General features: G+C 33.5%; 22 protein-coding genes and 1 other RNA gene. 20 read left to right on the top strand and 3 right to left on the bottom strand.

Going from position 1 to position 26,744, the window contains the following annotated elements; all coding sequences use genetic code 11:
- The first annotated feature begins 31 nt into the window (after nt 1-31).
- The 12 genes from B8965_RS03375 to ssrA all read left to right on the top strand — a co-directional run bounded on the left by B8965_RS03375 (nt 32) and on the right by ssrA (nt 16,839).
- Nucleotides 32-2,050, top strand: coding sequence for a sodium-translocating pyrophosphatase (locus B8965_RS03375; protein WP_084052502.1), 2,019 nt, complete (start codon nt 32-34; stop codon nt 2,048-2,050).
- Between the two features lie 157 nt (nt 2,051-2,207).
- Nucleotides 2,208-3,398, top strand: a complete 1,191-nt coding sequence (locus tag B8965_RS03370) for a sugar diacid recognition domain-containing protein (protein ID WP_084052453.1) — start codon at nt 2,208-2,210, stop codon at nt 3,396-3,398.
- A gap of 385 nt (nt 3,399-3,783) precedes the next feature.
- Nucleotides 3,784-4,899, top strand: a complete 1,116-nt coding sequence (ald, locus tag B8965_RS03365; RefSeq protein WP_084052452.1) for an alanine dehydrogenase — start codon at nt 3,784-3,786, stop codon at nt 4,897-4,899.
- 108 nt (nt 4,900-5,007) lie between these two features.
- The gene (locus B8965_RS03360) at nt 5,008-6,381 is read left to right on the top strand and encodes an aminotransferase family protein (RefSeq protein WP_084052451.1); all 1,374 of its coding nucleotides are present in this window, start codon (nt 5,008-5,010) and stop codon (nt 6,379-6,381) included.
- Between the two features lie 763 nt (nt 6,382-7,144).
- Nucleotides 7,145-8,629, top strand: a complete 1,485-nt coding sequence (locus B8965_RS03355) for an APC family permease (protein ID WP_084052450.1) — start codon at nt 7,145-7,147, stop codon at nt 8,627-8,629.
- 637 nt (nt 8,630-9,266) lie between these two features.
- Nucleotides 9,267-10,703: an APC family permease gene (locus B8965_RS03350; RefSeq protein WP_084052449.1), complete on the top strand. Its 1,437-nt coding sequence runs from the start codon at nt 9,267-9,269 to the stop codon at nt 10,701-10,703.
- A 370-nt stretch (nt 10,704-11,073) separates the two neighbouring features.
- Nucleotides 11,074-12,510: an APC family permease gene (locus B8965_RS03345; protein ID WP_084052448.1), complete on the top strand. Its 1,437-nt coding sequence runs from the start codon at nt 11,074-11,076 to the stop codon at nt 12,508-12,510.
- Between the two features lie 198 nt (nt 12,511-12,708).
- Nucleotides 12,709-13,125 (top strand): PaaI family thioesterase, encoded by a 417-nt coding sequence (locus B8965_RS03340; RefSeq protein WP_084052447.1) that lies wholly within the window; start codon nt 12,709-12,711, stop codon nt 13,123-13,125.
- Between the two features lie 15 nt (nt 13,126-13,140).
- A complete protein-coding gene (locus B8965_RS03335; RefSeq protein ID WP_084052446.1) occupies nt 13,141-13,692 on the top strand; it encodes an HDIG domain-containing metalloprotein in 552 nt (183 codons plus the stop codon).
- Between the two features lie 58 nt (nt 13,693-13,750).
- A complete protein-coding gene (gene rnr / locus B8965_RS03330; RefSeq protein ID WP_084052445.1) occupies nt 13,751-15,883 on the top strand; it encodes a ribonuclease R in 2,133 nt (710 codons plus the stop codon).
- A 141-nt stretch (nt 15,884-16,024) separates the two neighbouring features.
- Nucleotides 16,025-16,492 (top strand): SsrA-binding protein SmpB, encoded by a 468-nt coding sequence (gene smpB, locus B8965_RS03325; RefSeq protein WP_278336325.1) that lies wholly within the window; start codon nt 16,025-16,027, stop codon nt 16,490-16,492.
- An 18-nt stretch (nt 16,493-16,510) separates the two neighbouring features.
- Nucleotides 16,511-16,839, top strand: a transfer-messenger RNA (tmRNA) gene (gene ssrA / locus B8965_RS03320).
- A gap of 322 nt (nt 16,840-17,161) precedes the next feature.
- On the opposite strand, the gene B8965_RS03315 is transcribed toward ssrA, so the two are convergent.
- The gene (locus B8965_RS03315) at nt 17,162-17,581 is read right to left on the bottom strand and encodes an LAGLIDADG family homing endonuclease (RefSeq protein ID WP_084052443.1); all 420 of its coding nucleotides are present in this window, start codon (nt 17,579-17,581) and stop codon (nt 17,162-17,164) included.
- Between the two features lie 762 nt (nt 17,582-18,343).
- Here B8965_RS03315 and B8965_RS03310 point away from each other — a divergent pair.
- The 5 genes from B8965_RS03310 to B8965_RS03295 all read left to right on the top strand — a co-directional run bounded on the left by B8965_RS03310 (nt 18,344) and on the right by B8965_RS03295 (nt 20,279).
- A complete protein-coding gene (locus B8965_RS03310) occupies nt 18,344-18,955 on the top strand; it encodes an IS3 family transposase (protein WP_278336328.1) in 612 nt (203 codons plus the stop codon).
- 133 nt (nt 18,956-19,088) lie between these two features.
- Nucleotides 19,089-19,409, top strand: coding sequence for a hypothetical protein (locus tag B8965_RS03305; protein ID WP_084052441.1), 321 nt, complete (start codon nt 19,089-19,091; stop codon nt 19,407-19,409).
- A gap of 147 nt (nt 19,410-19,556) precedes the next feature.
- Nucleotides 19,557-19,679: a hypothetical protein gene (locus B8965_RS12910; RefSeq protein ID WP_278336324.1), complete on the top strand. Its 123-nt coding sequence runs from the start codon at nt 19,557-19,559 to the stop codon at nt 19,677-19,679.
- A gap of 26 nt (nt 19,680-19,705) precedes the next feature.
- A complete protein-coding gene (locus tag B8965_RS12730) occupies nt 19,706-19,966 on the top strand; it encodes a hypothetical protein (RefSeq protein ID WP_242941918.1) in 261 nt (86 codons plus the stop codon).
- Nucleotides 19,967-20,009: 43 nt separating this feature from the next.
- The gene (locus B8965_RS03295) at nt 20,010-20,279 is read left to right on the top strand and encodes a 50S ribosomal protein L7/L12 (RefSeq protein ID WP_084052440.1); all 270 of its coding nucleotides are present in this window, start codon (nt 20,010-20,012) and stop codon (nt 20,277-20,279) included.
- 454 nt (nt 20,280-20,733) lie between these two features.
- Here the strand turns inward: B8965_RS03295 and B8965_RS03290 are convergent, their stop codons facing one another.
- Together B8965_RS03290 and B8965_RS03285 are read right to left on the bottom strand one after the other, a co-directional pair.
- Nucleotides 20,734-22,440, bottom strand: a complete 1,707-nt coding sequence (locus B8965_RS03290) for a sensor histidine kinase (RefSeq protein ID WP_084052439.1) — start codon at nt 22,438-22,440, stop codon at nt 20,734-20,736.
- Nucleotides 22,441-22,442: 2 nt separating this feature from the next.
- Nucleotides 22,443-23,123: a response regulator transcription factor gene (locus tag B8965_RS03285; RefSeq protein WP_084052438.1), complete on the bottom strand. Its 681-nt coding sequence runs from the start codon at nt 23,121-23,123 to the stop codon at nt 22,443-22,445.
- 118 nt (nt 23,124-23,241) lie between these two features.
- On the opposite strand from B8965_RS03285, the gene B8965_RS12420 reads away from it, so the two are divergent.
- From B8965_RS12420 to B8965_RS03270, 3 genes are all read left to right on the top strand, one after another.
- A complete protein-coding gene (locus B8965_RS12420; protein ID WP_159446256.1) occupies nt 23,242-23,406 on the top strand; it encodes a hypothetical protein in 165 nt (54 codons plus the stop codon).
- A gap of 702 nt (nt 23,407-24,108) precedes the next feature.
- Nucleotides 24,109-25,419: a TRAP transporter large permease gene (locus B8965_RS03275; protein WP_084052436.1), complete on the top strand. Its 1,311-nt coding sequence runs from the start codon at nt 24,109-24,111 to the stop codon at nt 25,417-25,419.
- Nucleotides 25,420-25,623: 204 nt separating this feature from the next.
- Nucleotides 25,624-26,715 carry a TRAP transporter substrate-binding protein gene (locus tag B8965_RS03270; protein ID WP_084052435.1) on the top strand — a complete coding sequence of 364 codons (1,092 nt, stop codon included), beginning with the start codon at nt 25,624-25,626 and terminating at the stop codon, nt 26,713-26,715.
- Nucleotides 26,716-26,744 lie beyond the last annotated feature (29 nt).

The following is a 26,744-nucleotide window of genomic DNA, read 5'->3' as shown; positions in this document are numbered from 1 at the left end:
AGACAAGAGGAGGATTTTAGTAATGGATTTAATGTCATCAATTTATGTGGCACTGGGTGCGGGCGTAATTGCTCTTATTTTTGCGTTTTATTTAACAGCAAAAGTAAATAAAGTAAGCCCAGGAAACAAAAGAATGCAAGAATTAGCAGCTGCTATTAATGAAGGTGCTATGGCATTCTTAATGAGAGAGTATAAAACTCTTGTAATTTTCGTACTTATTTTGACAGGTATTATCTTTGCAGCTGGTGCTTTAACTACAGGTGCAGATAGTATTAAACCTCAAACAGCAATTGCTTTTATTATTGGAGCAATTTGTTCTACATTAGCTGGTTACATAGGTATGAGTGTAGCTACCAAAGCTAACGTACGTACTGCCAATGCAGCTCAAGAAAGCTCAAATAAAGCGTTAGGCGTTGCTTTCTCTGGTGGAGCCGTAATGGGTATGAGTGTTGTAGGTCTAGGATTAGTAGGTTTAGGAATAGTGGCATTATTATTTGATATTGAATCACAATCTAGTATTATTAATGGTTTTGCATTAGGTGCAAGTTCTATTGCCTTATTTGGTCGTGTTGGTGGCGGTATTTATACTAAAGCTGCTGACGTTGGAGCCGATTTAGTTGGTAAGGTTGAAGCTGGTATCCCTGAAGATGATCCACGTAACCCAGCAGTTATTGCTGATAACGTTGGGGACAACGTAGGTGACGTTGCTGGTATGGGTGCTGACTTATTTGAATCTTTTGTAGGTTCATTAATTGCTGGTATGGCATTAGCAGCAGCTATGGGACTTGGAACAGGCGCTATTATCTTACCATTTTTAATTGCAAGTGCTGGTGTTATTGCATCTGTAATTGGTACATTCTTTGTTAGAACTGGCGAAGGAGCAGATGCTTCAAAAGCTCTAAATCAAGGGGAACTTGTAGCAATGGTTTTATCATTAGGTGCTACATATTTCTTATGTACAACTATCCTTCCAGCAGAAGGAGCAGTAACTGGCATGGGTGTATTTATTGCGACTATCGCTGGTTTAATTGCAGGATTTACAATTGGTAAAATAACAGAATATTATACTTCAGATCATTATAAGCCGGTTCAAGAAATTGCAAAGGCATCTGAAACGGGTGCAGCTACAAACATTATTTCTGGTATGGGTGTAGGTATGATGAGTACAGCTCTACCAATCATTGTTATTGTAATTGCTATTTTGCTTTCATATAAATTTGCTGGATTATATGGTATCGCTTTAGCTGCTGTAGGTATGTTATCTACAACGGGTATGGTTGTTGCTGTTGATGCTTATGGTCCAATTGCGGACAATGCTGGTGGTATTGCAGAAATGGCTCATTTAGATCCAAAAGTACGTAAGATTACTGATAGCTTAGACTCAGTAGGTAATACTACTGCTGCTATTGGTAAAGGATTTGCTATTGGTTCAGCTGCGTTAACAGCACTTGCTTTATTTAGTGCTTATACTCAAGCTGCTGGAATAGAATCAATTGATATTTTAAATCCTGCAGTTGTTGCTGGTTTATTTATTGGTGGTATGTTACCGTTTATTTTCTCTGCTTTAACTATGAATGCAGTAGGTAGAGCGGCTGGAGATATGATTGACGAGGTTAGAAGACAGTTTAGAGAAATCCCAGGAATCATGGAAGGAACAGGTAAACCTGATTATGCAAAATGTGTTGATATCAGTACAGGTGCTGCATTAAGAGAAATGGTCGTTCCTGGTTTATTAGCTGTAGTTGTTCCTATTGGTGTTGGATTAATGCCAGGATTAGGGAAATTAGCTTTAGGTGGATTATTAGCTGGTGCATTAGTAACAGGTTTCTTATTAGCTATTATGATGGCTAATGCTGGTGGAGCATGGGATAATGCTAAAAAGTATATTGAAGGTGGAAAGCACGGAGGAAAAGGTTCTGTTGCACATGGTGCTGCGGTAACTGGTGATACAGTTGGGGACCCATTTAAAGATACTTCAGGTCCATCAATTAATATCTTAATCAAGCTTATGACAATTGTTTCGTTAGTTTTTGCTCCATTATTCATGTAATTTTATTTATGTAGTTTAAAGGCTAGGTATTTATACCTAGCCTTATTTTTATGTAATCTTATATTGTAAAAATTAACCTGTGAAAAAAATGCTATTCCCCCTTTAATCATCGCTAAAGTTCGATATAATTAAATAGTGAAATGAGGAGGTTGTATAAATGCTAAAAAGGTTGGCGCCCAAAATCGTATCGTCAATTAGTCAAGCTATAGGATACCAAATTTTTATTACAGATGAAAAGGCTATTTTAGTTGGTGCCAGCGACCATAGTATCATTGGCACATTTAGTGAATCAGCACTTAAATCTATAAAATGTCGGAAAAATGAACCTATCAAATATATTAAGGAATCAAATGAAATAAAGGGTATAATTTTAACCGTGAAATTAGCTGGAAAAATAGTTGGCACCATTGGTATTACAGGTGATCCTCAGGAAGTACAAAGGTTTGGAATTCTAGCTAAAAACCAAGCTGAGAGTTTGTTGTGGGAAGAAGTTTTTTATAATTCGACTTTGCTTCAAGAAGAAGCAGTCAAAAGTTTTATTAAAGAAATCTCAATTTTCAATGAAAGTAAAACAGAAGAATTTGTAATCATAGCTAAAGGATATAAATTGGGTTTTGATATCACACCTCCTCATATTGCAATTGCCATTGAGGTGTGCAAGGAAAATAAATTATCAAAAGTTAAAGATATAGAAGGATTTATGCATGAGGACAACGAACAATACAAACAAGGCGTTAAAATTGAGATTATATCTAAAATTAAGAAAATTTTTTCAGGTATAGATGATATAGTTGCACCCATAGGTGTAAATAGATACATTATACTAAAAGCGCTAAAATGCAGTTGTGATGAAAAAGGTACACTAGAAATAATCGAAGATACTTGCAGGAACTTTAGTAGGAATTTGCAAGAAGGTGGAATTGATGTATATATAGGTATTGGTTCTTTAGCAAGAAATGTTTCAGGACTAAGTAAATCTTATAAAGAATCCTGGCGAGCAATAGAAATTGGGAAAAGGGCAAAAAAAAGTTCTCGAATTTTTCAAATAAATGAATTTCATCTAGAAAGTTTAATTTTAAATACTCAAAAGGATGCTTGTGAGGATTTTCTGCAAATTGCACTTTCAACCTTAAAAGAACAAACAGACTGGATAGATCTTTCCAAAACAATTAAAGCTTGGTGTGAGTGCAGGTTTAGTCAAGTTGAGGCTGCTAAGGAATTGTTTATTCATAGAAATACTCTTAACCATAGGTTAAATAAAATATATAAAGTAAGTGGAATTAATATTAAAGACTTTAAAGAGGCAATTACTCTATATCTAGCTGTAATAATGGGAGAAATACTCTAATGGACAAGGGTTGTTGTGCTAAATGCACATTAATATAAACTTATTTAGGGTAAAAATTATACAATAGTGATGATGCAATTTAGATATATGAGTTTTATGATATATATATGATGAATTTTTAGTGAATTCATACATTAGTAACCCTTATTCTAATGATAAGCAAATAGTTTTATAAAATAGACAAATTGTTATATAAAGATGTATATATTTTATTAATTTGCGTACATTAGTAAAGGTTGCGAGCTGGTAATGCTTGCATTGCAAGCAAGTGATAGAGTAAAATTGTTTATATGAGTTGATTATTCTGCAAAGATAATCACATATAATAAATCTTAGGTTATTACTTTTTTAAGATAATAACAAAAATAATTTGGAGGTGTTTTGGATGATCGTAGGTATTCCTATGGAGATTAAAAACAATGAAAACCGTGTAGGTGGAACTCCTGCAGGTGCGGATGCTCTTGTAAGAGCTGGACATACTGTAGTAGTACAAGCAGGTGCTGGTCTTGGAACTGGTTTCACTGATGCAGAATATGAAGCAGTAGGAGCTAAAATCCTTCCTGATATCGCATCAGTATACGCTGAAGCTGATATGATTTGGAAAGTTAAAGAGCCACTTCCATCTGAGTATCCATTATTTAAAGAAGGACAGATTTTATTTACATACTTACACTTAGCTCCAGAAGTTGAATTAACTAAAGCTTTACTTGAAAAGAAAATCGTTGGTATCGCTTATGAAACAGTACAAATCGGAAGAACATTACCTTTACTAGCTCCTATGAGTGAAGTAGCAGGTAGAATGTCTGTTCAAATTGGTGCTCAATTCTTAATGAAACACCATGGTGGTGTTGGTACATTAATGGGTGGTGTTCCAGGAGTAAGACCAGCTAAAGTTGTTGTAGTTGGTGGTGGTGTTGCTGGTACTAACGCTGCTAAAATGGCTAATGGATTAAAAGCTGACGTTTCAATCATTGAATTAAATGGAGAACGTTTACGTTATTTAGATGACTTATTTGATGGTAGAGTTAAAACTCTTAAATCTAACCCATTTAACATTGCTAATGAAGTTAAAGATGCTGACGTAGTAATCAGTTCTGTATTAATCCCAGGTGCTAAAGCTCCTAAATTAGTTACAGAAGAAATGGTTAAAACAATGAAGCCAGGTGCAGTAATTGTTGACATCGCTATTGACCAAGGTGGGTCTGTTGAAACTATTACAGGCGCAACTACTCATGACAATCCAGTTAGAGTAATCCATGATGTTCTTCATTATTCTGTTGCAAACATGCCTGGTGCATTTGCAAGAACTTCTACTATTACATTAGAAAACAATACTGCAGCTTATGCTACTTTAATCGCTAACAAAGGATGGAAACAAGCTTGCATCGATCGTCCTGAATTAGTATCAGGTTTAAACACTTGCGAAGGACATGTAACATACAAAGCGGTTGCTGACGCTCAAGGTGTTGAATACGTTCCAGCTGAAACTTTCTTAAAATAATTCTTTTATAAAGTTAAAAAAGGGGAGAAAATTAAAAATCTCCCCTTTAATTTACCATTTAATTTGGTGAATATTCTAAAATATTAATTTTTAAGGGGGATATTTATAATGGCTGAATTAACAACAGAACAATTAATTGCAATGGACAAGGATAGTTTATGGCATCACCTTTTTCAACATAAGGCTCTTGAAACAAATAACCCATTAATCGTTACTGGTGGTAAAGGTCTAATGATCGAAGACATCAGTGGAAAACAATATTTAGATGCAGTTTCTGGTGCAGTTTGGTGTGTAAACATTGGCTATGGTAGAGAAAGAATGGCTAAAGCTGTTTATGACCAATTAATAGAAATGCCTTACTATGCAGGTAGTGCTGGTAATATTCCTACTATCAAATTAGCCGGAAAATTAAAGGAACTTCTTCCTAGATTAGATAAAACTTTCTTTGCTAACAGTGGATCTGAAGCAAATGAAAAGGCATTTAAAGCAGTAAGACAAATGAACCGTTTAAAAGGAAATAACGAAAAATATAAAATCTTATATCGTGACCGTGACTACCATGGTACAACTATAGGTGCATTAAGTGCAACAGGACAACATGAAAGAAAAGCTGATTATGGTCCATTCGTACCTGGTTTCTCTTCATTTGAACATGCTTGTTGTTACAGATGTCCATTTGGTAAAGAATACGGAAGCTGTGAAATCGAATGTGCTCAAGCAGTAGAATGGGCAATCAAAAGAGAAGGCGGAGCTGAACAAGTTGCTGCTATTATCGTTGAGCCTATCACTGCTGGTGGTGGTATTATTAAGCCAGTTCCAGAATACTATCCAATGGTACAAAAAATCTGTAAAAAATATGATGTAGAAATGATCATGGATGAAGTTGTTTGTGGTTTCGGTAGAACTGGTAAATGGTTTGGACATTTACACTTTGATGTAGATCCTGACATTATGACTACTGCTAAAGGTATGGCTAGTGCTTACCAACCATTATCTTGTATGATGGCTAAAGATCATATCTTTAATGTATTTAAAGAAGATGCTAGCGATCCATTAGCATTCTTCCGTGATATCAGTACTTATGGTGGTTGTGCTGGTTCTACTGCAGCTGGTTTAGAAAACATTGCAATTATGGAAGAAGAAAACTTATTAGACAACACTGTTAAAATGGGTGAATACATGTTAGGTCAATTAAACGAATTACGTTCAATGGACTTAGTTGGTGACGTTCGTGGTGAAGGTTTATTTGCAGGTGTTGAATTAGTAGTAGATAAGAAAACTAAGCAAGCTGTATCTGAAGCTCAAATGGCTCAAGTTATGGCTGACATAGCAGCTCAAGGTGTATTATGTGGTAGAACTAATAAGAGTTTACCAGGCTTAAATAATACTGTAACTTTAGCTCCAGCATTAGTTGCAACTAAAGAAGATATTGATAGAATTGTTGGTGCTATTAAAAACTCTTTAGAAAAAAATGCTAAATAATTTAAATTAAATATACTTGTATTACGGATAGAAAAAGGGTATATCATAATTTCATGATATACCCTTTTTTCTATGCCTTTATAGATAATTTTAGATAAATAAACTGTTGAAAGTCAAATTGCCTATATAAAGACTTAAATTATTGTTTAGACATTGGACCTAACTCTATTTAATTAAAGACGACTAGGTTAATTTTTAAGGCTTTGTGACGTTATTTGAATATAGGAACGTTCAAAACCCCATCTAAATTAAGATGAGGTTTTGGATAAATAAGAAATATTTACTTCTATTATAATTAGGTTTTATGTGGTAGGATTTTATGTAGAGAGAGGGTTACTTCTCTCGTGCGCTAATTATATACTAGTATATAATGATTTAATGTTCAAATAAAAATAATTTATCCTTATTTATATGTTTCATGGAATAGGAAAGATAATACTATAAATAAAGATAAATGTAACTAACAACTTTGGTTATTTTTATCGTTGACATTTAGCTTTCAATAAAATAAAATTACCTTATGTCATATTATTAAACTGACTACCGTTATAAAATAATCATGTTAATAGCCAAGGATTATTTTATAATAACTAACGGAGGTGGTAATTAGCTATATTGAAACCATAGCTAAAGGCTATTAACTTATTTACTATCTTATTTGTTGTAAGAGTAGGAAATTAGGATTTAACATTGGGGATTATGTAGGTGGATTTTTTAGTGGGGATTCAAGAATTAAAAGTAAGATTTTTGGGGGGTTTCTGTAATGAGTGATAAAAGCGTTCAACTTGAAAAGTCATTATCACCAGCTAGTGTATGGGCAATGGCCGTAGGTTCAATTATTGGATGGGGTTGCTTTGTATTACCACCTGATATGTTAAGTAAAGGTGGTCCTTTAGGAGCAAGTTTAGCTATAATTATTGGTGCAATCATTATGATAGTTATTGCAAACAGTATTGGTTTATTAGTAAAGCTATTTCCAGTAGCAGGTGGAGCCTTTACCTATGCTTATAAAGGATTTGGACGTACTCATGCTTATATTTGTGGTTGGTTTTTAGCACTAGGATATTTAAGTATAGTACCTTTAAATGCAACAGCACTTGCAATTATGGCAAAGTTTACTGCTCCTGACTTATTTACAAAAGGTTATCTGTATACTGTTGCTGGTTTTGATGTATATATAGGTGAGCTTATCTTAGCCTCAGCAGTAATTATTATTTTTGCGGCTTTAAATATGAGAGGCGTAAAAGAAGTTGGACAGCTTCAACTTGTAATGGTTGGATTACTATGTGGCGCTGTATTTTTAATTGGTGGTGGTGCAGCATTAAGTCCAGTATCTTCTCTTTCAAACTTAACACCAGTATTTATGCCAGGTCAATCTATTTTTGCTAGTATTATTCCTATTTTAGTTATTGCACCACTTTTGTATGTTGGATTTGATACTATACCACAATCAGCAGAGGAATCTAACTTCTCACCATCGCAATCTAAGTTCTTAATAATTACTTCGATTCTTGCTGGTGGAGGAATGTATATCATAGCGTTATTTGCTACAGGCGTTGTTTTCCCTTGGCAAGAAACAGTTGCCGCAGGTCATGTTTGGGCAACTGGATATACAACTCAGGTTGCATTAGGAAAGTTTGGTTATGCATTCTTATTATCAGCAGTAACAATGGGTATTCTTACGGGCATTAATGGATTTTATATGGCTACAAGCCGTTTATTATTAAGTATGGCTAGAGCTAAAATATTACCAGCTTGGTTTGGAAAATTAAGTCCAAAATCAAATACTCCATCTAATGGAATTTTATTTATAGCAGGTGTTTCCTTATTAGCACCTTGGTTTGGACGTCAAGTTATATCATGGGTTGTTGACATGGCATCACTTGGAATAGGACTTGGTTTCTTGTATACCTGTTTAACAGCTTATGTAATTTGTAAATCAACTCCAACAATGGATGCAAAAGAAGCAGCCACTGGTAAAGTTCAGGCTATAATAGGTTCGTTTTTATCGCTTACAATTATTGGTTTCTTAGTAGTTCCAGCTAGCCCTGGAGCAATTACCCTTCCTTCTTGGATTGCATTGGCTGGTTGGACAGTGATTGGTTTAGTATTCTATGCACTTAGAAGAAAAGAATATAATGCATTAAGTAAAGCAGAGTTAGATAAATTGATTTTTGGCAGTATGTCTAATGGTGATGATGATACACCAAAAAATACCAATCTGTCAGCAAATCCAAAAACAGTTTAAGATTATATTTTAAAGTAAGAGATCATGCTAAAAGCAGGATGTTTCCAAGTTGGAGCGTCTTGCTTTTTTTTATTTTAATCCTTTATAAATCGAGCAAAAAATGTCTAAAAAAAAACACAACTTTTTACAAATAATTATGTTGACAACAAACTACCCATAAAATATAATTATCACATAGATAACCGTTAAATTAATCATAGCAATAAGGCTCAAAGAAAGGATACCTATAACCACAACAAGTATCCCTCGAAAAGGTGGTTTAGAAATATTCAGAATATTTTTTACATCCTTATAAGAAAGGTGGGTAGAGAGGCACATTAATTCAAGGAGGTGATAGAGGTAAAACAAATGGACACAAATAAGCTTACTATAATTTTAAAAATCTAGTAAGCAAAGAAACCCCTGCATTAAATTATAATTTAATTTTTATATTTTTTGTAAACCCTTAGTAGTCTGTTTTCCCCAAAACAAATTACTAAATAATCCACTTTCCCCAATGAATACGATAACATTTTTAACGTGAAAAATCAAATAATTTGTCATAAAAAAAACTTATACTAATGAATTTGCTTCCCCAAGCAAACTTCATTAGTACCGAACTTATATTAACTTATATGAAAATTAGGAGGATTACATCATGAGTGAAAGAGTTGAACTGGAAAAAACGCTGTCCCCTTTTAACGTAGGAGCCTTGGCATTAGGTTCAATCATCGGTTTTGGATGTTTCATCTTACCAAGTGATCTTATGGCAAAGTCTGGACCTTTAGGTGCAGCAATCGGTATATTCTTAGGTGCAATTATAATGATTATTATAGGTAGATGTTATGGATTCATGGTTAGAGAAGTTCCCGTTTCTGGTGGAGAGTTTGCCTATGCTTATACCGGATTTGGACGTAATCATGCATATTTATGTGGTTGGTTTTTAACTTTGGGATATTTAAGTATAGTTCCTTTAAATGCAACCGCACTAGCATTACTTGCCAAATTTATCGCACCGGGTCTTTTTGAACAAGGTTATTTATACACAATGGCTGGCTATGATGTGTATGCTGGAGAAATTGCGTTAGCATCAGCTGCAATTATCATATTTGGTTACTTTAACTATAGAGGTGTAAAAGATGTTGGTAAGGTACAATTATTAATGGTAGGGTTGTTATTAGGAGCTGTAGCTTTAATTGGTGGAGGAACAGCTTTAAATCCTGATACATCAGTTGCAAATTTATTACCTCCATTTGCTCAAGATAAAGGTATGATAGCGAGTATATTAGCTATCCTGGCAATTTCACCGTGGTTATATGTAGGTTTTGATACAATTCCACAAGCAGCCGAAGAATATGATTTCCCTCCTGAAAAAGGATTTAAACTTATCTTTTGGTCTATTTTCTTAGGAGCTGTAATGTATGTAATTGTTTTATTATCAACAGGTATGGTTTTCCCTTGGACAGAATTAGTAGCAGGAAAGCATAACTGGGCTACGGGATATGCAATGGAACATGCTTTAGGAAAATCAGGTGTAATCTTCTTAGTAGTAGGTATAAGTATGGCAATTTGTACGGGTATTAATGGATTCTATATGGCAACAAGTAGATTATTATTTGGTATGGCAAGAGCAAAGATTTTACCAAAATGGTTTGTAAACGTACACGAAACGCATAAAACACCATCAAATGCTATTCTTTTCATTATGTTATTTTCATTACTTGCACCATGGTTTGGTCGTCAAGTAATCGTGTGGGTAGTTGACATGGCAGCACTTGGAACTACATTTGGATATGCATATACTTGCTTTGGATGTTATATAATGGCTAAAAATTCTACAACTATTACAGCTCAAGAATCAAGTACTAATAAGGCATGGGGCTTAGTAGGTGGTGCGTTCTCAATAGGCTTCTTATTACTATTATGTGTACCAGGAAGCCCTGGATTTATGGCAACTCAATCTTGGATCGCATTAGTTGGTTGGGTAGCTTTAGGAATAGTATTCTACTTGTCACAAACTAAAGAATATAATAAATTAACTAAAGCTGAACTTGATTATTTAATTCTAGGTACAGAAAAACCAGTATCTCAATAACTAACACACGGAAACTAGGGCTTAAAAACTAAAAAAAGAGACTATCTCAAAATTGAAGAATACTTCAATTTTGAGTAGCCTCTTTTTTACATACATTTTTAAGAGAAAAACATTTATCATAATTATGAGATAAATTAATATTATATAAAATATAACCAAAAACCAATTAATTTGATAAATATTACTTGTACTACTTATGGTAATTGAAAATATTGTTTGTTTTTAAAATTAATCAAAGAAAGGAGGTAGTATTTAAAACTGGGAGGTGGTATGACCAAGTAAAGACCAGTAACTTGAATATTTAACCTTATCTGAAATTATTTTAGTCATTTTTTATTGGAAAATAAAATATTAAAAGGGAGGTTACATCATGAGTGAAAGAGTCGAACTGGAAAAAACGCTATCACCAGCTAATATATGGGCTATAGCCCTGGGGACAATAATTGGTTTTGGATGTTTTATTTTACCAAGTGATTTAATGGCAAAGTCTGGACCTATTGGGGCAGCAATAGGGATTGTTGTAGGTGGACTAATCATGTTAGTGATTGCAAAAAGTTATGGTTTTATGGTAAAAGAGTTACCAGTAGCTGGTGGAGAATTTGCTTATGCTTATACAGCATTTGGCCGTAATCATGCATATTTATGTGGTTGGTTTTTAACCTTAGGTTATTTAAGTATCGTACCATTAAATGCAACAGCACTTGCAATCCTTGCAAAATTTATCGCACCAGGTCTTTTTGAACAAGGATTTTTATATACGATGGCAGGCTATGATGTGTATATGGGTGAAATCATGTTAGCATCAGCTGCAATTTTAATATTTGGTTTCTTTAACTTTAAAGGTGTTAAAGATGTGGGGAAGGTACAGCTAATAATGGTAGGATTATTAGTAGGATCTGTACTTTTAATCGGTGGAGGAACAGCTATTAGTTCTAAAACTGCAGTAGCTAATATGTTCCCCGCTTTTGCATTAGATAAAGGCATGGTAGCAAGTATTTTAGCTATCGTAGCTATCTCACCGTGGATGTACGTAGGGTTTGATACAATTCCACAAGCAGCAGAGGAATATGATTTCCCTCCAGAGAAAAGTTTCTCGTTAATATTTTGGGCGATCTTCTTTGGAGCTTTAATGTATGTAATCGTATTACTTTCAACGGCAGTTGTATATCCTTGGACTGAATTAGTAGCTGCAAATCATATATGGGCAACAGGAACAGCCATGGAAACTATCCTTGGAAAAGCAGGCGTATTTTTCTTAGTAACTGCAGTTTGTATGGGTATCTTTACAGGAATCAATGGATTCTTCATGGCAACAAGTCGTCTAGTATTTGGAATGGCTAGAGCAAAGATATTACCAAAATGGTTTGTTTACGTTCACCCTGAACATAAAACCCCTTCAAATGCAATTATGTTTGTGGGAATAATGGCATTACTGGCACCATGGTTTGGTCGTCAGGCAATAGTATGGGTAGTAGACATGGCAGCACTTGGAACTACCTTTGGATATATGTATACTTGTTTTGGTGCATATGTGTTTGGCAAAGCATCTACTTCTATCACAGCTAAAGAAAAAGGTAGTGTTAAGGCGTGGGGTATAGTAGGTGGTTTATTCTCATTCGCATTTCTACTATTATTATGTGTACCAGGAAGCCCAGGATTTATGGCAACACCATCATGGATTGCTTTAGTGGGTTGGGTAGCATTAGGAATTATATTCTATCTAGCTAAGACTAAAGAGTACAATAAATTAAGTACAGCTGAATTAGATTACTTGATTTTAGGAAGAGAAAAACCTGTAAGTGAATAAATATACTGAAAAATAATAATCATAAAGAGATAGAAATTTAATTTTCTATCTCTTTTTTTTGTTAATTTAAGATAGATTATAAATAGAGCTAAAGTGAGCTAGATTACATATAAAGATTATGGGTAAAAGTAGAATAATTTAAAGGAAAAATAAAGTATTTATTGAACCTTAACCTAAATAAAGTTCTAGGAGGAAATCATGGATTTTAATTATGATCATATGTGTTTTGCCTGTGGAGAAGGAAATGTAAAAGGATTAAAGTTAAAATTCTTTAAAGAAGGAAATAAAATAATTACAGAATTCATAGCAAGTGAAGAACATCAAGGGTATCCCGGGATAATGCATGGAGGTTTAATAACAACTATTTTAGATGAATTAATGTCTAGAAGTGTAAACTCATTAGGTTTTTTTGGTGTGACAGCACGTATGGAAATACGTTTTAGAGAACAGGTTCCTATTGGTGAAAAGATAAGATATGAATCTAAAATAATAAATGAGAGAAAAAAGGTTGTCGATCTTGAGGGTAAGGCTATTTTGCCAAATGGAAAGATTGCAGCTGAAACAATGGCAAGGTTTATGATTATGGGAGATTTAAAAGATTTTGAAAATTGCTAGAAAGGAAAGATTAAAATGCAAAGACAAGAAGCGTTAGAATTAGTAAAGTTAAATGTTAATAATAAAAACTTAATTAACCATATGCTCGCATGCGAGGCTGTAATGAAAGGTTTAGCTAGACACTTTAGTGAAGATGAAGAAAAGTGGGGTCTTGCAGGATTATTACATGATATTGATTATAATTTAACCATGACAGATCCATTTGAACATGGACTACTTGGGGCTAAGATGTTGAAAGAAAAAGATGTCGATTCTGAAATAATTCACGCAATTGAAGCACATAATGAAATGACAGGCGTAGAAAGAAAAAATCAATTAGATAAGGCACTTTACTGTACGGATCCTTTAACGGGATTAATAGTTGCAGGTGCTTTAATTAAAAAGGAGAAAGGTTTAAATGCTATTGACTTAGATTTTTTAAAAAGAAGATTTGATGAAAAAGGCTTTGCTAAAGGGGCAAGTAGAATTCAAATAGCAGCTTGCCGAGAAATAAATCTATCCTTAGATGAATTTATTACCATAGGTTTAAAATCTATGCAAGAAATTCATCAAGATTTGGGATTATAGTAATATTTACGGGTAAGATATAAATACTACTGTAAAATATCCATATATGGAGGTTAGTATGACAAAACGAGAAGAAATACTAGATTTTATGGCAACCGCTGTATATCATCCTTTAACTAGAGAAGAATTAGTTTCACATTTTGGAGTAGAAAAAAAGGACTTAGATGAATTTATTAAAAACTTAGATGATATGGAAGCACAAGGTGAAATAATTGTTACTAGAAAGGATCGATATGCTTTACCAAAGTTAATGAATTTAGTTACAGGAAGATTGCAAGGTCATTCTAAAGGATTTGCTTTTTTAATTCCAGATGATCCTGACCAAGGTGATGTATATGTAAAAAGCCAAGACTTAGATGGTGCTATGCATAATGATAGAGTAATTGTAAGAATGCATAAAAGTAGAGGACCTGGAAAAAAACCAGAAGGCGAAGTAATCAGAATAACAGAAAGAGCAAATAAACAAGTCGTAGGGACCTTTGAAAACAATAAGCATTTTGGTTTTGTGGTACCAGATGATAATCGTTTAGGTTATGACTTTTTTATCAGTAAAGAAGACTTTGCTGGTGCTAAAGACGGAATGAAAGTTGTAATTGAGGTAATTAAATGGCCAGAAAAAAGAAGAAATCCTGAAGGTAGAGTAGTTTCTATTTTAGGATATAAAGGTAGCCCAGGAGTGGACATCCTTTCTATTATTAAAAAACATCAATTACCAGAAAGGTTTCCACCAGAGGTTATGGAAAAGGCCGAAAAAATTTCTTTAAATATACCTGATATAGATAAAGAAGGTAGAAGGGATTTAAGAGATCTTCCATTGGTAACCATTGATGGAGCAGATGCTAAGGATTTAGATGATGCCGTGTCTTTAGAAATATTAGCTAATGGTTTAAGACGTTTAGGCGTACATATTGCCGATGTTGGTCACTATGTACCTGAGGATTCTGTAATAGATAAAGAAGCAATAGCTAGGGCTACAAGTGTCTATTTAGTCGACCGAGTAATACCTATGTTACCTGTACGATTATCTAATGGAATATGTAGCTTAAATGCAAATGAAGATAGATTAGCTATGACTTGTTTTATGGACATTGATGATAAAGGAAATGTAGTATCACATGAAATTTGTGAATCAATAATTAATGTCAAAGAAAGATTGACCTATGGAGATGTTTATAAGATTTTAGTAGAGGATGATCAAGAGCTAATTACTAGATATCAAGATTATGTAGCAACATTTAAGGAAATGGAAAAACTTTGCCGTATTCTCCAAGAAAAAAGAACCAGAAGAGGATCAATTAATTTTGATTTCCCAGAAAGTAAAGTGAAACTTGATGAAGATGGCAAACCAATTGAAATTATTTTAAGAAGAAGTACTATTGCTGAACAAATTATTGAAGAATTCATGATTTGTGCCAATGAAACAGTAGCTGAACGTTATTTCTGGTTAGAAGTACCATTCTTATATAGAATCCATGAAGAACCTAATTTTGAAGATATAGCTGAGCTTAATGGAATTTTAAATGTATTTGGCTATAATTTAAAAGGTGTAAATAATGAAATACATCCTAAAGCTTTTCAAGAAATTATCGATCTCGTAGAAGACAAGCCAGAGAAAAGGGTTATAAATACGGTGGTATTACGCTCTATGCAACACGCGCGTTATGCTGCTGATGCTCTAGGGCACTTTGGATTAGCTTCAAAATATTATAGCCATTTTACGTCTCCTATTAGGCGTTACCCAGACCTTGCAATTCATCGAATCATAAAAGAAATGATAAAGAAAGAAAATAAATTAGACAAAAGTAGATTAGCTAAACTAAAGAAAAAGGTAAATTATTATGCTGATCAATCTTCACTTCGTGAGCGTATCGCTGAAGATGCAGAAAGAGAAAGCGTAGACCTTAAAAAGGTAGAATATATGAAACAATTTGAAGGACAAGAGTTTAAAGGAAATATTAGTAGTGTAACTTCTTTCGGATTATTTGTAGAACTTGAAAATTCTGTTGAAGGACTTGTCCATGTTTCAACATTAACAGATGATTTTTATATTTTTAATGATAGAGATCTTTCTTTATTAGGGGAGCATACGAAAAAAACATATCGCATTGGCCAAGAGGTAGAGGTATTATTAACTCGTGTAAATATGGAAGATCGAAAGATTGATTTTGAATTAATTGAGCAAAGCAATTGACATTTGTAAGAAATTTGGTATAATTCAAGTATAGCATCTTGTTTAGCACAATATATTATGTTAAAATTATAAACCCTGACAGCTCTGATTTTGGCTAGTACAGGGTTTGTTTTATCCTTAGGCTCAAAGGTTGTGATAATGATGAGTAATGGCAAAGTTGTTATAGACAATAGAAAAGCAAGACATGACTATCATATTTTAGAAACCTTTGAAGCTGGTATGGAGCTAAAAGGAACCGAGGTTAAGTCTTTAAGACAAGGTAAAGCAAACTTAAAAGATAGTTATGCCGAAGTTATTGATGGTGAGATGTTTATTTCTAATATGCATATTAGTCCTTATGAACAAGGTAATCGTTATAATGTAGAACCTTTACGCAGACGAAAACTATTAATGCATAAAAAAGAAATAATGAGGCTCTTAGGTCAAACTAAGCAAGAAGGTCTAACTTTAGTGCCCTTACAAGTTTATTTTACTCGAGGTATAGCTAAAGTGAAAATAGCCTTAGCAAAAGGTAAAAAACTATATGACAAGCGAGAAGATGCCGCTAAGAAATCTGCCCAAAGAGATATTGACAAAGCCATGAAGGATAGAAGACTTTCGAGTTTTTAGCATCCAACATGGGGGTGTAATGGCTTCGACGGGGGATGTTCGGTGGCTTGAGAAGCGAGTCGAGATTGCATTTACTCGTTAAACGGTGCACAAGTTATAAATGCTAAAAACGATTACGCTTTAGCTGCCTAGTAGCAGTTAACCTCCTACCTACTGCGCCTGCGGTGTAGGATAGGGGGCCAATTTAGCGGGCTACCCTTAAGTGAGTGCTGTGTAGCTTAATGGGGAAACTAACATAGCTAGTCTTTTATAATCCTGTTTGTGGGAGTATAAAAGGCGAAATCTAAAACACAAACTACACTCGTAGATGCTCAAGTGGCTGGTCCTTCGGACAGGGGTTCGATTCAAATAGAGTCGCCCTATCTGGTGACAGATAGTGGAAAATTTGGCTTGATCGGTGAAACCTAAGTCCTATATGGATATGGCAATACCGAGGAGTATGAGGCGAAAGCTTACAGCTCTGTATCGACTTATAGGCTCCTAAATTCATAAGAACATGGAGTACTAGGATGAAAGTTAAAAGGTTAAAAGGTTAAAAGAATATAGCTTTCATAATACGCCAGATAGCTCAAAGAGCTAAAGATATAGTCAGTACCTATAGAAATATAGGATTAATACGTCCCCTCACCTCCACCATTAAAAAAGTACTTAGCATTGGCTAAGTACTTTTTAATTTAATTCCATAAATTTTTTATAAAAAAGTCCTTTTTGATTTAAAGTTTCTTCTGAATATCTTCCATTTCTAGGTGTTAACTTTTTATATTCATTTAAAATAAGTTCTGCTCTTTTCTTTTTGTTTACAATAACTAAATATGGCTCAATATATTCTAACAATGTTAATACATTATTATATTTAAGGACATATGACCAAGAATCCTTGTGTTTATCAGGATTATAATTTTTCTTTTTAATAATTTGACCAGCATTTATAGTTTTTTTCAACCAAGAAATTAATTCATAATCTGAAGATGCAACGGTAATAGTTGGAGAAGGATAACAGCCCTTTTTATGCGTAGTTAAGGTTATAGTTCCTTCACCATCAATGATGCCAGCAATATAAGCTATTTCAATTGGGGAGAGAATATTCATGATAAGTACCTCGAAAAATAAATGTCTTAATATTAGTATTAACTATATATATTTTAATATTACATATAAAAAATTATTTCCCAGTGAGTAAACTAAATACGATCATTAATATGTTCTGGACATTCGTCTATACTAGTGACAAGAAGCCTTTTAGTGTTAGTATAAAAACATAGACACGAAAAGTGAGATATAATATAAATATTTGAAAGGACGTGTCTATTATGAAAAAAAGTAAAAGTAGTAGATATAATCAAGAGTTTAAGCAGATGATTGTTGATATCTACAATTAGGCGGAACGTAGTTATGCAAGTCTTGAAGGCGAATATGGCGTCCCAGCTGCAACAATCCAAAGATGGGTAAAGCAACTTACACCTATACAAGTTGATACTGATGAATCCGTAACTCCTCAGGAAATAAAAGCATTTCAAAAGGAAATGGCAAAACTTCGAGAAGAGAACGAAATATTAAAAAAGGCTATGGCCATATTAGCCAAAAAGTAAGTAGATCTAACTTATTCGAGACTGCAAATAAATTAGGAGAAATATTTCCCGTTAAAAGTATATGTAAGGATTTAGGTCTTTCAAGAAGTTCTTTTTATGCCTTAAAACAGGTTAAACCTTCAAAACGTTCATTAGAAAGTAAAGTAATTAAAGAGCATATCCAAAGGATGTTTGACCAATCTAAAGGACGTTATGGTGCTCCCAAAATACGAGAAATTATGAAAAAGAAAATTTATTAAACTTAACTCCTAGTTTAAAGCGAATCGGGCGTTTTATGAAAAACTTAGGTTTATTTGCTGTGGTTTTTAAGAAGTTTCGTCCTCAAAGTTCAAAACCTGAAGAAAAAAATTTACCTAACCTATTAAAACAAGATTTTAAAGCACAGACAATTAATCAGAAATGGGTAGCTGATATTACTTATATTCATACTTTAAGTGATGGCTGGTGCTATCTAGCTTCTATAATGGATTTAGCTTCACATAAAATTATTGGTTATGAATTTAGTCGCTCCATGGACTCGAAAATTGTTACCGATGCACTACATAATGCTATGCTCAGTCAAGGAACTCCAAGGGATGTAATAATACACACAGACCGCGGCAGTCAGTACCTTAGTTCAAGCTATCTAGAAACTACTGATAAATATAATGTCAGACGTTCTTACAGCGCAAAAGGAAACCCCTATGATAATGCAGTGATAGAATCTTTTCACTCAATTTTAAAAAAGGAAGAAGTTTACCAAAAAACATATTTAAGCTTTGAACAAGCAAAATTAGCTTTATTTGAATATATAGAAGGCTGGTATAACAGAAATCGAATTCATGGAAGTATAGGATTTATGACTCCTGATGAATTTGAAAAATCAGTTGCATGAAATATCTTATTTTTTGTGTTTAAAATATTGACTCAAGTCCATAATATGAAAAAGGTATTAGGAATCATGGCATTTTTTATTATGGTTATGATTTTTGGTGGTGGAGGTATTTGCATTGTAATGGAGGGTTGAAATGAAGAAAACAATATTTTATCTACCTGCTATTATCTTTACAATTTTTTATGGTTTTGCGGTAACTGCTTGGAGTATTGGAGCTGTTTCACCCATTGTTGTTATTTGGCTATCTTTGTTTTTTATTAGTGGCTTTATTCTAAGTAGGAATGTATATTGGGGCGGTTTATTGGGAGCATTACCCGCGATTAATTTAATATATATGGGAACACAAGAAACAGGGCAAATTATCAATGAAATGCCAATAGGAGTTACTATATTAATTTATTATATTACTTGTGGATATATAGTCCTTATAAATAACAGAAAAGGCAATGATTAAATTATATCACTCACCTCTGTTATAGGAATTATTTGGAGAAATACTTATTTTCATATAAGTAGATAAGTGTAAAGTAACCGTAGAAACACGATAACTGTAATTATAACTAGAATACTTACGATAATTTAAGTATAGAGAGGATAAAAAATGAAAAAGAATATATTCTTAGTTTTAACAAGAACTTTTTACACCTTATTTATAACTGGAACTATAATTTCACTTTTTATTGTTTATAAAGATATAGATAGTGCCTTGCTTTTAAATACATGATATGATATTTACTTTTAACCTTCTTCATGATATTATATGTTCCTTTCGTTACTATTTTAAATTCAAGAAGGTTAAAATGGATTGAAATACGGAAAAGACTATTAAAGTTTATTGCCTTGTTTGCTATGTTTGGAGTTGTTAACTATGTTTTTGATTATGTTTTTAGACCTTCAAATATAGATTTATTTAGAGCATTTTCTAATGCTCTTGGTTTATCTTTTGGTATTTCTTTTGTCGATGTTATATTTCTAAAAAAGAAAAATGAAAGTCACATTATTTATAAATAGTTTTGTCGGGGTTTAAAAGAAGGAATTAGGGAGGATTTAAATTATGAACGATAATATTATTTGGTTATTAATAGGAGCTTTTGCAGTTTTAATAGGTTATATCGGTAAAATGCAAAGTGATATTACACGTATAAATAAAAAGATAAATTGGATTGCTAAACAATTAGGGGAATCTGATACGATAACAGATGATTTAAAACAGCTTCTTTCTGAAGGAAAAAAAGTTGAGGCGATTAAAAAATATAGAATTGCTTCTGGAACAGGATTGCTTGAAGCTAAAGAGTATGTAGAATCATTAAATGAAAAAGAATAAATGGACAACATTAGTATTTAGTGTTGCCATAAACAGGTTGAAATCCACCCCTTAATCAAGTATATAGGAATATATGAATATTAGCCAAAAACGCACACAGCAAAAGCAAAATGCACATCCTTTTTCGATTTTGCACCCACTAAAACAAAAGTGCACACCCCCAAGGTGCATATTCTGAATAATAGTTAAATTGTATCAATCTGGCTTACTATAGACAAAAAAGATAATTAATTAAACAGACCTATTAGGTCTGTTTAATTAATTATAAAACAAATTCGTAAAAATCTAGAAGGTTTAGAAAAAAAAGTTAGAATACTTTATCAAAAAGTACGTTAAGCCATAGACAAATAGCTAAACTATTAGATATTAATAGCAATACTGTTCATAAGATAAATTTAATAGAAAAGACTAATAAATACTTAAAAAGCAAAAAGAACTGTCCCCAGTGCTTTCACTACTGATTAAACTTAAACCAAAAAACCACACCATCATCATTATTTTTAGCACCATAAGGAAATTTATATTTTTCTAGAATTGTTCGGGCAATAGAAAGGCCAAGACCTGTACCTTTTGTATGGCTTCGTGATATATCAACTTTTTTATAGGCATCCCAGATTTCGTTTATCTTTTGTTCTGGAATGTGGCTACCACTATTATAAAACTCAAGTCTATCACTTAATATTTTTATACGTATTATCCCGCCATTAGGGGTATGCTCAAGTGCATTTACAAAGAAATTATCAATTACTCTTTCAATTAATACTGCGTCAGCTTTAATAACCCCATCACCTTCAAGATGAGTTGTAATATGCTTTTCAGTACAATTTTGACTATAACGATTAATTATCTTGCTTGACACTTCATTCAGTGATACATTTTCTAGCTTGGTCGAAAACGAATCTGCTTCTAGTTTAGATAAATCAAGCATTTCTAGGATAATCTTGTCCATGCGATCTACATTTGTCTTAATATTACTCGCATACTGCTCTCTTTTATCTGTTTGCACATTTTCGATAAGATTTTGTGCATATCCGGAAATAATACTTAAGGGAGTTTTTAGATCATGGGCTAATGCTTTGGTCATTTCCTTACGGTTATTTTCAAGTTCCTCCCGCCTTTTATAGAGTTTATAAGTTTGATTAGAAAGTATAAAAGCCACTGTTAAAAATGCTATAAGACAGCTAAGCCATAGAAAGGCTAAAGTAGGAGCACTTCTTTCTAATAAATTAACATCACGGGCAATAACTGTCCAAAACTCGCTATATTGTTTGTTATTATCTATCATAGTAACCGTATGTTGATAAGGAATAGGTAAGTAATAGCGGTATGTTAATAAATCTATTTTTACAATTTCAGTAGAAGTAACTGCTGGTAACTGCTCAATATGTGTTTTAAGCTTTTCCTTATCCTTTACCATATTACGTAATTCGGTCTGTTTTTCCCCCTTACCGTAATCATTATAAACGGGACGTATATGGCCATGTTTAAAATATGGCAAATCTCTAGTGTCTTCATATCCTGAAGAGTATGAAATATCATCTGTGGGAGTTCCACTACCTGAAACGACATCTCCATTTTCATTAAAGCTATCAGCTAGCATTGGATATATAATTACTTTATCAGGAATGATCATTTCTTCATCAAGCCAAAAACCTTCTATATCAACATAATATCCAGCAATGTCACCTTTCTTTTTAGCTTTGGGGTTAGCATATAGATAGCCTTCAATTTCTTTTATCTCTTGTTCACTAAACCAGTCTTTGGGGTTTAAATAAGCATCAACAGTGGAGAATTCGTTATTTCCCTTATCTACTGAATAACCGCACTGCCAATCATCTTTGGTGTGGTAAATTAAATTATAATCACCAGTGAATAAAGCCATTTGTGTATCTGAATGCGTGAAGTAAGAAGTTAGATCAATTAGTTCACTTTTTACCTTAGATATATCGGTAATTTGAAGATTGCTACCAATATGATCCTTTAGTAGGTTTGTAATAGTATTACTTATTTGAGAAGCATATGTCCCCATTTCCAATTCTACAACTTGTTTTTCCCGTAATATCTGGAATGTGCTAAAGACTACCATAAGAATTAAATATGTGACTAGTAAGGCAGAAAAGGTTCTTATGTAGATAGTTTTTTTCATCTGGTTTTCTTGCATATTTATCCCTCCAGTTTATAACCTTGTTTAAATACAGTTTTGATTTGTTGGGCAGCACTACCGAGTGATTTACGAAGCTTTTTCACATGATTATCTACTACTCTTTCATTACCTTCAAAATCGTAGCCCCAAACTTGGATTAAAAGCCTTTCTCGTGTCACAACTTTACCTTGATTCTCCATTAACATTTTTAAAACTGTAAATTCCATTGGTGCTAGTATAACCTCTTCATCATCTACAAAAACTGTGTGACGATATGGATTTAACTTTATTCTGCCAACTGACATTATTTCATCACTTCTAACCATACCTTTGGAGCGTTTTATTAAAGCCGTAGCTTTGGCAAAAAGCTCTGCTAAGGAAAAGGGTTTGGAAATATAATCATCACAACCTAAATTGTAACCATACAACCTATCACTCTCGTTATGCCTGGCAGTTATAAAGATAATAGGAATATCGCTATTTTTCCTTAGCTCCTTGCAAATTGTAAATCCATCGACATTAGGGAGCATTACATCTAAAAGCACTAAATCATATTCCTTTTCATAACATTTAGGCAAAACCTCAGCACCATTTTGGATATAATCTATCTTGAAGGCTTTTTCGCTTTTCTCCACAAAATAATCTGTGATGATTTCTACTAATTCTGGATCATCTTCAACGAGTAAAATTTTATAAGCCATTTTTTCACCCCCATCTATAGATTAACATTTAGATATGTCTTTCTTGTATCCATTTGAATTTTAGCAATATAAGGTTTTATAAGAGAAGTAGGTTTTGCAATCGACAGATTTGAAGGTTATGAAGAAACATCGTCAGGCGGTATACCCTCAAATAGTGAAAGCTAATCTTCCTGAAATAATAAATATTCTCTCCCAGATAAAAGTGGATGATAATTTTGATGATACAAATGCTTTGTTAAGGTTAAAAGAGATAATTACAGAAATGATGCACACTACAAAATGAGTCTTATCTTAGGTGGGCAAATATCGCGTCATTTATATTTAGTGCCACGAACAGGTTGGAATCCACCCCTTAATTAAGTATGTAAGAGTATATGAATGCTGATAAAAAATGCACCCAACTATGTACCGACCCCCAAAAGTTAGACCAAAAATCTAACAATTGGAGGTCGGTACACTAAGTTGGGTGCTTTTTGATTTAAATCCATGAATCTTTTGTAGAAGAGTTCTTTTTTATTTAAAGCTTCTTTTGAGTATCCTCCATTGCTTGAAGTTAACTTTTTATATTCATTTAAAATAAGTCATGCTCTCTTCTTTTTGCTGATAATAACTAAATAGGGCTCAATATATTCTAAAAATGTTAATACATTACATCATGGAATCCACTCATTTACTATTAATGAATATAGCAAACCGTCCTTAAGGGGCGGTTTTTTAGTGCTCAAAAACAGCAGAAGGACAAAGATACTAATGCAATGGATTAAAATATTTTATATAACTGTCATCATTATTTAAATACCACATATAATGAAATACAAATTAATTAAATAAAGGATATATGATTTTAAAGAAATCATATCAGTATATTTAGGAGGTGATATAACATAAAAAAATATTAAATTTCACAGTTATTATAACATTTTTAATTGTAATATTTCATTAGCTCAAATCAAGTCATAATATTATTTAGGAAGGAGAAAGTACAATGAGCGTTGAGTTGATAACCTTTTTGATGTTTATTATTCTTTTTATTAGCTTGTTTTTAGGATTACCTGTTGCTCTTGGTTTAGGAGGTACCGCAATTTTATTTGCAGTTATTTTAAGTCCACATACTTTATTAGCTGCTCCCAGTGCCTTCTTTTATACTCCTTGGCAATATGTCCTAGTCACGATACCCCTTTTCCTGTTTATGGGTAATTTAATTCGGTATTCTGGTATTGCTGACGCTGCTTATGAAGCAGCATATAAATTAATCGGTCATATAAATGGCGGATTAGCCATGGGAACAGTTATTATCTGTACTCTTTTTGCTGCTATCACTGGAACAACACCTCCTGCTACTATTACAATGGGGCAAATTGCTTATCCATCTATGATGAAGTATAAATATCATAATGGAATAGCTATTGGTGCAATTGGTGCAGGTGGAGCCTTAGGTGCTCTTATTCCACCGAGTGTTCCCTTTATTTTCTATGGTCTTTTAGCCAAAGTATCAATAGGTTCTCTATTTTTAGGTGGAATCATACCAGGAGCTATGCTGGCTACCTTTTATGTAGTTTATATAGGTGTGAGATGTAAATTACAGCCACATATGGGCCCTCCTACACCACCTGATGAAACATTCTCTAAAAAGGAAAAGATTGCTGCAGTACTTAGTATTTGGCCGTTTATAATACTTATTTTCCTCGTTCTCGGTGTTATTTGGCTAGGCGTAGCAACACCTCAAGAAGCTGCCGCTTTCGGTGCTGGTGGTGCTTTAATTATTAATATTATATATCGTCGATTAACCTGGGATATCATGAAATCCTCTCTAGTATCTACGGTTCAGCTAACAGCAATGGGTTTATGGATATTAATAGGTGCTAATCTATTTACTAATGTATTTAGTGCCTTAGGTTGTCAAGAGGTAATTACCAGCGCGGCCTTGGCGATGCCAGGAGGAAGATTTGGCGTTTTAATTGCAATGATGCTCATTATCATGGTATTGGGAATGATGATGGATGACTGGGCTATTATCATGTTATGCACACCTTTATTTATTCCAATAATTACTCAATTAGGTTTTGATCCACTCTGGTTTGGTGTATTATTTGTTGTTAATATCCAAATTGCTTATCTGTCCCCACCTTTTGGCTTTGTTTTATTCTGGATTAAGAGTATCTTGCCCAAAGATGTCCATATGGGAGAAGTCTATCGTTCTGTTCTTCCTTTTATAGCTCTACAAATAGTAGCTTTAATATTAATTATAATCTTTCCTCAAATAGCTACATGGTTACCGAATTATGTTTTTAATTAAAAGATTACTTTGAAATAAGTAGAATATTCATTTTAAAAACTCAAACAATTCCTTTTTATACTTTAAAATTACCCTGGTAATTGCCAGACTTTGATTTCAACAATTACCAAGGATGTTACGAGGAGGTGATTTTCAAAGATATTAGAGAATTGCCATTTACTTTATCCTAGTAAGACAAAAATATAAAGGGAGGTATATTAAAAAATGAAAAAATATTCTAAATTAATACTTGCTTTACTTTTAGTTTTTAGTTTAGTTTTATTTGCTGGTTGTTCACAAAGTCCGAAAACTGCAGAACAAGGAAAGGCGGATGGGGATAAAAACCCTAAAGATGGCCCACCTGCTGAAGTAACTAAATGGGTAATGCAACCTTGCTTTGATTCATCAGATGCTGGCTGGGGATCGGGTGTTGTACCTTGGGTTAAAGCTGTAGAAGAAGCAACTCAAGGCTCAGTTAAAATCGAGCTACTTCCTGGAGGTTCAATAACTAGTAGTGATGAAGCTTTTAGTGCTACTGCAGCTGGAATGATAGATGTATATGCAGGTTGGGCAACAGTATATGGTGGGGAAATGCCCGAAGGAATGTTAGCTTATGGAATGGCAATGGGTGCTGATACTCCTGAAGAAGCTTGGGAAGCTATGTGGGGTGACAAATATCGCATTGGAGATATTGTCCAAAAGGCTGCTCACGAAAGAAATGTCCATTGGGGAGGCTGGACTAGTCAAGGGCCAAATGCTGCTTTCACTAAATTCCCTGTACAGAAATGGGAAGATTATAAAGGACATAAGATGAGAGCTGGTGGCCCTCAAGCTATATTCTATGAAGCAATGGATGGTGTACCAGTTGCGCTACCAGGTTCTGAAATATACATGTCTATTAGATTAGGTACTATTGAAGGTACTTTATGGGATGTAAGTGGTGCTAGTGATATGAAATACCATGAAGTAGTAGACTATGCTATTCTTCCAGGTTGGTGTCCACAACAGCATCAGGAAACATTTATCAACTTAGATAAATGGAATGCTCTTACTGACTGGCAAAGAGAACAAATAGAGGGAGTATTTAAGTCAACTTATTTTGAAACTAGTCAAATGCACGCAGAGGGTGTACAAAAATCTTTAGATACTCTTGTTGAAAGTGGTGGCGAGATAATTACTTTATCTGATGAAGAAGTAGCTAGAATGCGCGCTAGATGTATAGAAAAAGTATGGCCTAAAACAGCTGAAAAATCAGAAGCGGCAGCTAAGGGAGTAGAAATCTGGACACAATTCCTTAAAGATAAAGGCAAAATATAACGGTAAAAATATTAAAGGTATTAAAAAGG

Source organism: Desulfonispora thiosulfatigenes DSM 11270 (assembly GCF_900176035.1).
Classification (GTDB): Bacteria; Bacillota; Peptococcia; order Peptococcales; family Desulfonisporaceae; genus Desulfonispora; species Desulfonispora thiosulfatigenes.
Note: the sequence above shows the minus strand (reverse complement) of the source record. Positions and strands in the feature narration are given on the sequence as shown.